Genomic DNA, 7,089 nt, shown 5'->3' on the forward strand with positions numbered 1-7,089 from the left:
CGCGCGCCGGAGCGGATCCGCGGACCGCCCACTCGACGGGTCGCCCCCGACGCGGGGCGCGACCGCCGCCCGCCCTCAGGCCTCGCGGGTGATCTCGACACGGACGAAGAGCTTCGACGAGCGGGGCCCGGCGAACACCCCGCGCAACGGCGCGATGTCGTTGTAGTCGCGGCCCCGGCCGACGATGACGTGGCGGTCGCCGATGTCGATCAGGTTCGTCGGGTCGTATCCGCGCCACGCTCCTCCGCAGAACCACTCGACCCACGCGTGCGACTCCCCCACCACGGTCTCGCCGATCTCGGCGTGCGGCTTGGGGTGCAGGTAGCCCGAGACGTAGCGCGCCGGGATGCCCACCGAGCGCAGCGCCCCGAGGACGATGTGCGTGATGTCCTGGCAGACGCCCTCTCGCGCGGTCCACGACTCCGTCGCGGTGGAGTGCACGCCGGTGACGCCCTGCCGGTAGGTCATCGCCCGGCCGATCGTCTCGGCGATCGTGAGCGCGGCCTCGCACGGCCCGGCCGCCTCGTCCGCGAGCGAGCGCGCCATCGCCGCGAGGTCCTCCGGCGGCGCGGTGCGGTGGGTCTGCTTCGACTGCTCCACGTACTCGGTGCGCGTCTCGACCTGCTCGGACAGCTGATCCCACCCGGTCGGGTGGTCGGGGTGCTGCTTCGGCCGGATCTCGACGAGCGAGGTCGCCGTCAGCGAGAGCTCGCGGTGGGCGTCGAGCACGTCGAACGACGAGACGCGGGTGCCCCAGTAGTCGGTGTAGGCGTGCACCGAGGTCACCGGCCGGATGTCGAGGTTCGAGAACAGCACCAGCTGCCCGTCCGAGGAGGCGGGGAGCATCCGCGCCTCGTTGTAGGACGCGACCACGTCCCCCGCGTAGGTGAAGCCCGTGGTGTGCCTGATGCGCAGCCTGCTCACAGCGCCTCCCCGATCCAGCTCGGCATGACGTTGGTGGGGAAGTACCGCTGGCGGATCGCCTCGGACGCGGCCGAGGTCGCCTCCTGCACGCTGTCCATGTGCCGCGGCAGGTCCTCGAGGATGTCGGTGATCGGCCGGAACTCCAGCTCGCTGCGGATCCGCCCGAGGACGCGCTGCGCGTCGCCGGAGTGGCCGATGCGGCCGGTGCGCGGCTCGATGTCGCGCATGCACGCCTCCGCCCGCGAGACCGAGAAGAGGATCGAGCGCGGGAACAGCCGGTCCAGGAGGAGGAACTCGGCCGCGTTCCGCGCGCTCGGCACGCCCCGGTAGGTGCGCAGGTACGCCTCGTAGGCGCCGCAGGAGCGGAGGATCGTGGTCCAGGAGGGGCCGCTCGCCTCGGTCAGCGAGCGGGTGGCGAGCAGGCGGGCGGTCATGTCGGCGCGCTCGATCGAGCGGCCGAGCGTGAAGAACTGCCAGGCCTCGTCGCGCGAGGTCGCCGACTCGATGATGCCGACGGCGAGGGCGGAGCGCTCGCGCACCCAGCTGAAGAACTCCGACACCCGCTCGCCCGAGACGCGGCGCGGCATGCGGGTGCGCGTGGTGTTGAGGCACTCCCAGAGCTCGGTCGAGACGATCTCGCGCGCCCGGCGGGCGTTCTCGCGGGCCGCGCCGAGCGAGTAGGCGATCGAGGCGGGGTTCGTGCGGTCGATCGCGAGGATCGCCAGCACGTCGGCACGGGTGATCTCGCGCATGTCGTCGGGCGGGGTCGAGCCCATCACCGACAGGAGCGAGCGGCAGGCCGTGTCCTCGTCGATCCACGGGTCCTCGAGCAGGAGCTGGAGGTGGACGTCGAGGATGCGGGCGGTGCCGTCGGACCGCTCGATGTAGCGGCCGATCCAGAACAGCGACTCGGCGATCCGGGAGAGCATCAGTCGTCCTCCCCCACCGCGAGCGTCTGCTGCTGCTGCTGGTCCTGGTCGGTGTTCGGCGCGTCCTGCGGCGAGTGGTCGGGAGTGTGGTTGAGCGGGTAGACGATCGGGATGGAGCTGGTGACCGCGGCCTGCTCGGCGACGAGCGCCTGGATGTCGCGCGCCTCGGGCTCGGCGCTGCGCGCCTCCTCGAGGCCGACCACCCAGGTGTCCTTCGATCCGCCGCCCTGCGACGAGTTGACGACGAGCTGCCCCTCCGGGAGCGCGACGCGGGTCAGGCCGCCGGGCAGCACCCAGACGTCGGTGCCGTCGTTCACGGCGAAGGGCCGCAGGTCGGCGTGCCGGGGGCGCATCCCGTCGTCGACGAGGGTGGGGATGGTGGAGAGCTGCACGACCGGCTGCGCGATCCAGCCGCGCGGGTCGGCCTGGAGGCGGGAGCGCAGCTCCGCGAGCTCCTTCGCCGAGGCGGCCGGCCCGACGACCAGGCCCTTGCCGCCGGAGCCGTCGACCGGCTTCACGACGAGCTCGTCGAGGCGGTCGAGCACCTCCTCGAGCGCTCCCGGATCCTCGAGCCGCCACGTGTCGACGTTCTTGATCACCGGCTCCTCCGAGAGGTAGTAGCGGATGAGGTCGGGCAGGTAGGTGTAGACGAGCTTGTCGTCGGCGACGCCGTTGCCGACCGCGTTGGCGATCGTGACGTTCCCGAGCCGGGCCGCGAGCATCAGCCCGGGCGAACCGAGCATCGAGTCGGCGCGGAACTGCAGCGGATCGAGGAACTCGTCGTCCACGCGGCGGTAGATCACGTCGACCCGGGTCGGGCCGGAGGTGGTGCGCATGAACACCTTGCCGCCCGTGCAGAACAGGTCGCGGCCCTCGACCAGCTCGACGCCCATGAGGCGGGCGAGGAGGGTGTGCTCGAAGTAGGCGGAGTTGTAGACGCCCGGGGTGAGCACGACCACGGTCGGGTCGTCGACGCCCTCGGGGGCGGAGGCGCGGAGGGCCTGCAGCAGCTTGTTCGGGTAGTCGCCGACCGGGCGCACCCGCATCGAGACGAACAGCTCGGGCAGCGTCTGCGCCATCACCCGGCGGTTTGAGATGACGTAGGAGACGCCGGAGGGCACGCGGACGTTGTCCTCGAGGACCCGCCAGCCGCCCTTCTCATCGCGGATCAGGTCGATCCCGGACACCTGGATCCGCACGCCGTTCGCGGGGACGATGCCCGCGGCCTGCCGGTGGAAGTGGCTGGAGCTCGAGATCAGCCCGGCGGGGATGACGCCGTCGGCCACGGCGTTCTGCGGGCCGTAGACGTCGGCGAGGAACGCCTCGAGAGCACGGACCCGCTGCTTGATGCCGGTCTGCACCTCGTTCCACTCGGCGCGCTCGATCACCCGGGGGACGGCGTCGAGGGGGAACGGCCGCTCCTCCCCCGCGAAGTCGAAGGTGACGCCCTGCGCGAGGTAGGAGGAGGCGAGCGCGTCGGTGCGGCCGCGCAGCTCCTCCTGGGTCATCCGCGCGAGCGAGGAGTAGATGTCGCGGTAGGCGCCGCGGACCCCGTCGGGGCCTCCGGTCGACGCCACGTCGGCGAACATCTCGTCCCAGGGGGTGGCGCCCGTGTCGGGCCGCTCGACCTTCTGGGACCCGTATCCGTCGAAGAGGTCACCCATGGCACGACTCTAGTGCGGGGCGTATTGCGGGGATGTTTCGGGCGGCCGCGGGGCGAGCGGGGCGGGTCGGCGACGTCCGGGCACGGCGCCTCCGCCGTCCTGCGACAGCTCGGCGGAGGCCCGGGGATCCTCGGGAATAGATCCGGCCGCGCGTGGTTGAATGAGGATGTACATGCAAACGCATGGACCAGGCCCCACCGGGCCGGAGGACAGAAGGAGCGCCTGATGCAGTTCGGCATCTTCACGGTCAGCGACATCACGACCGACCCCACGACCGGACGGACCCCGTCCGAGTCCGAGAAGATCCAGGCGGCCCTCGCGATCGCGCTGAAGGCGGAGGAGATCGGCCTCGACGTCTTCGCCCTGGGCGAGCACCACAACCCGCCGTTCTGGTCCTCCTCCCCCACCACCACGCTCGGCTACCTCGCGGCGAAGACCGAGAGGATCACGCTCTCCACCGCGATGGCCCTCATCACCACGAACGACCCCGTGAAGCTCGCCGAGGACTACGCGATGCTCCAGCACCTCGCCGGCGGCCGCGTCGACCTGATGCTCGGCCGCGGCAACACCGGCCCCGTCTACCCGTGGTTCGGCAAGGACATCCGCCGCGGCATCGAGCTGACGATCGAGAACTACGACCTGCTGCACCGCCTGTGGACCGAGGACTTCGTCGACTGGGAGGGCCAGTTCCGCACTCCCCTCCAGGGCTTCCAGTCGACCCCGCGCCCCCTCGACGGTGTCGCGCCGTTCGTGTGGCACGGATCGATCCGCTCCCCGCAGATCGCCGAGCAGGCCGCCTACTACGGCGACGGCTTCTTCGCGAACCACATCTTCTGGCCCGCCTCGCACACCCAGAAGATGGTGCAGCTCTACCGCCAGCGCTTCGAGCACTACGGCCACGGGACCGCCGATCAGGCGATCGTCGGCCTCGGCGGGCAGATCTTCCTGGCGAAGAACTCGCAGGACGCGGTCTCGCAGTTCCGCCCCTACTTCGACAACGCCCCCGTCTACGGCCACGGCCCCTCGCTCGAGGACTTCACGGAGCAGACCCCGCTCACCGTCGGCTCCCCGCAGCAGATCATCGACCGCACCCTCGGCTTCCGCGAGTACGTCGGCGACTACCAGCGACAGCTCTTCCTGATGGACCACGCGGGACTCCCGCTGAAGACCGTCCTGGAGCAGATGGACATGCTCGGTGAGATCCTCCCCGCCCTCCGCGCCGGCTTCGCCGAGGGCCGCCCCTCGCACGTGCCCGACGCCCCCACCCACGCCTCCCTCGTGGCCGCGCGCGACGCGCAGCCCGCGGCCGAGCCCGTCACCGTCTAGTCAGGAGCTCTCCATGGACACCCGCAGGATCACCGTCCTCTCGGCCGGCCTCAGCCAGCCGTCCTCGACCCGGCTGCTCGCCGACCGCCTGGCCGACGCCGCCGAGTCCTCCCTCACCGAGCAGGGCTTCGCCGTCGAGCGGAGCGTCGTGGAGCTGCGCGACCTCGCGCACGACGTCACGAACAACCTCCTCACCGGCTTCGCGAGCCCCGCTCTGCAGACCGCGCTCGACGCGGTCGCCGGCGCCGACGGCCTGATCGCCGTGACGCCGATCTTCACCACCAGCTACAGCGGGCTCTTCAAGTCGTTCGTCGACGTGCTCGACACGGAGGCGCTGCGCGGCCTGCCCGTGCTGCTGGCGGCCACGGGCGGGTCCCCCCGCCACTCCCTGGCCGTCGACTACGCGATGCGCCCGCTCTTCACCTACCTGCACGCGGCGCCCCTCGCGACAACCGTGTTCGCGGCGACGGACGACTGGGGCGGCGCGACCGAGGACGGACGGGCGCTGCCCTCGCGCATCGAGCGCGCCGGACGCGAGCTGGCCGATCAAGCCGCCCGCTCCTCCCGCTCGGGCTCCACGCCCGACCCGTGGGCGCTCGACGGCTCGTTCGAGGGGATGCTCGGCCGCCGCGGCTGAACGCCCGCCGCGCGGATCGGCCGCTCCTCTCATGGATCGGCCGATCCGTCCAGCCGCGATACCCGCGGCCCTGGCGGAATAGCCTGCCCCCGGGAGCCTGCCGCTGGCCCCCGGAAGGAGGCCGTCATGGGCCTGACCAGCAAGGGGCTCCCCTCGGGGGCTCTCGACCTCTCGCAGCTCGGACGCGCGGTCCTCGACCGCCGCCGCTTCCTCGGAGCCCTCGGCGTCGCCGCCTCCGTCCCGGTCCTCTCCGGCTGCGGCTTCGCCCCCGCGGGCCCCGCGGCGAGCGCCGGCAGCGACACCCTCACCTTCACCACCTGGGGCACCGACGCCGAGCTGGCCGGCTTCCAGCGCGCGATCGACGCGTTCCAGTCGGCGAACGCCGGCGCCACCGTGACCCTCAACGCGGTCCCGTACGAGCAGATGTTCACCAACATCGACGCGCAGCTGCAGGCGGGGAACCCGCCGGACGTCTTCCGGGTCCCGTACTACACGTTCGGCAGCTACGCCGGCCGCGACCAGCTCCTGGACCTGTCGGGCTTCCTCGACTCCGACGTCGCCGAGCGGTTCACCGATCCGGCCTGGGCCGCGGTGCAGAGCGGCGGGAGCCCCTTCGGCGTCCCCCACCACACCGACACCTCGCTGATCCTCTACAACACGCAGGTGCTGGCCGACGCGGGCGTCACCTCCTTCCCCTCCTCGCCCGAGGAGGCGTGGACCTGGGAGGAGTTCACCGAGGTCGGGCGGAAGCTGCGCGCCTCGCTCCCCGCCGAGCGCTACCCCTTCGCCTACAACTGGCAGGGCAACGGCGTCACGCGCTGGCTGAGCCTGCTGTTCCAGGCCGACGGCCGCTTCCTCACCGAGGACCTGTCCGGTCCCGCGATCGACTCCGCCGCCGGCCGCGCCGCGATCGACTTCAGCCGCAGCTTCTTCACCGACGGCCTCGTGCCGCCGAGCAGCTCCGTGCAGGCGACCACCTACGCCAGCGACCTCTGGTACTCGCAGACCACCGCGATGACCTTCGCCGGCGCGTTCCTCATCCCCGACGCCGACTCCACCCTCGACTTCGAGTGGGGCGCCACCTACTCCCCGCGCAACGTGCGCGGAGGCGGCGACTTCGGCGGCAACGCCCTCGTCGCGACCAAGGCCGCGAAGAACCCGGAGCTGGCCGCCTCCTTCCTCGCGTTCGTGACGGAGGAGGAGGCGATGCGCGACTTCTGCGCCGGCGCCTCGCTCCTCCCCACTCGCCGCGACCTCACGGAGTCGGGCATCGAGTTCGCCGTGCGCCCCGAGCTCGCCGAGGTGTTCCTCGGCCAGGCGGGTACCGTCCAGGCGTCCGACTCGGCGCAGGTCGCCTCGCCCGACATGGCCGCGATCATCACGGTGCTCAAGGAGCAGCTGGAGCAGACCTTCGTCGGCGGGCGCAGCACCGAGGACACCATCGCCGGCCTCACCTCCGGCATCGCGGCCGCGACGCAGTGAGCCGGTCGGTCCTCGCGCCGGAGGCGGTGACCGCCCGCCCCCGGCGCACCCGCGAGGCCGAGCCCGCCCCCGGAGGCTCCGGCGCGGCCAGCCCCCGCCACCGCGCCGCCCCACACACGGCTGCCAC

General features: G+C 72.1%; 6 protein-coding genes. 3 read left to right on the plus strand and 3 right to left on the minus strand.

Annotated features, from left to right (window positions below; translation table 11 throughout):
- Positions 1–75: 75 nt before the first annotated feature.
- Genes C5C10_RS14400 through C5C10_RS14410 form a run of 3 tightly spaced genes read right to left on the minus strand, consistent with a single transcriptional unit; the run spans position 76 to position 3,517 of the window.
- Positions 76–924, minus strand: coding sequence for a transglutaminase family protein (locus C5C10_RS14400; RefSeq protein ID WP_104223852.1), 849 nt, complete (start codon positions 922–924; stop codon positions 76–78).
- On the minus strand, positions 921–1,853 hold the full coding sequence (locus C5C10_RS14405) for an alpha-E domain-containing protein (protein ID WP_104223851.1): 933 nt from the start codon (positions 1,851–1,853) through the stop codon (positions 921–923). Before C5C10_RS14405 ends, C5C10_RS14400 begins: the two co-directional genes overlap by 4 nt.
- Positions 1,853–3,517 carry a circularly permuted type 2 ATP-grasp protein gene (locus C5C10_RS14410; RefSeq protein WP_104329575.1) on the minus strand — a complete coding sequence of 555 codons (1,665 nt, stop codon included), beginning with the start codon at positions 3,515–3,517 and terminating at the stop codon, positions 1,853–1,855. The genes C5C10_RS14405 and C5C10_RS14410 overlap by 1 nt, the downstream gene beginning before the upstream one ends.
- Before the next feature lie 225 nt (positions 3,518–3,742).
- Between C5C10_RS14410 and C5C10_RS14415 the strand changes: the two genes are divergently transcribed.
- From C5C10_RS14415 to C5C10_RS14425, 3 genes are all read left to right on the plus strand, one after another.
- Positions 3,743–4,843 carry an LLM class flavin-dependent oxidoreductase gene (locus tag C5C10_RS14415; RefSeq protein WP_104329576.1) on the plus strand — a complete coding sequence of 367 codons (1,101 nt, stop codon included), beginning with the start codon at positions 3,743–3,745 and terminating at the stop codon, positions 4,841–4,843.
- A 13-nt stretch (positions 4,844–4,856) separates the two neighbouring features.
- Complete coding sequence (locus C5C10_RS14420; protein WP_104249848.1) at positions 4,857–5,480, plus strand: FMN reductase; 624 nt, start codon at positions 4,857–4,859, stop codon at positions 5,478–5,480.
- A gap of 126 nt (positions 5,481–5,606) precedes the next feature.
- Entirely contained in the window at positions 5,607–6,962 is a 1,356-nt protein-coding gene (locus tag C5C10_RS14425; RefSeq protein WP_104329577.1) for a sugar ABC transporter substrate-binding protein, read from the plus strand.
- The last annotated feature ends 127 nt before the right edge of the window (positions 6,963–7,089 follow it).

It is taken from the genome of Rathayibacter sp. AY1A3, assembly GCF_002930975.1.
Classification (GTDB): Bacteria; Actinomycetota; Actinomycetes; order Actinomycetales; family Microbacteriaceae; genus Rathayibacter.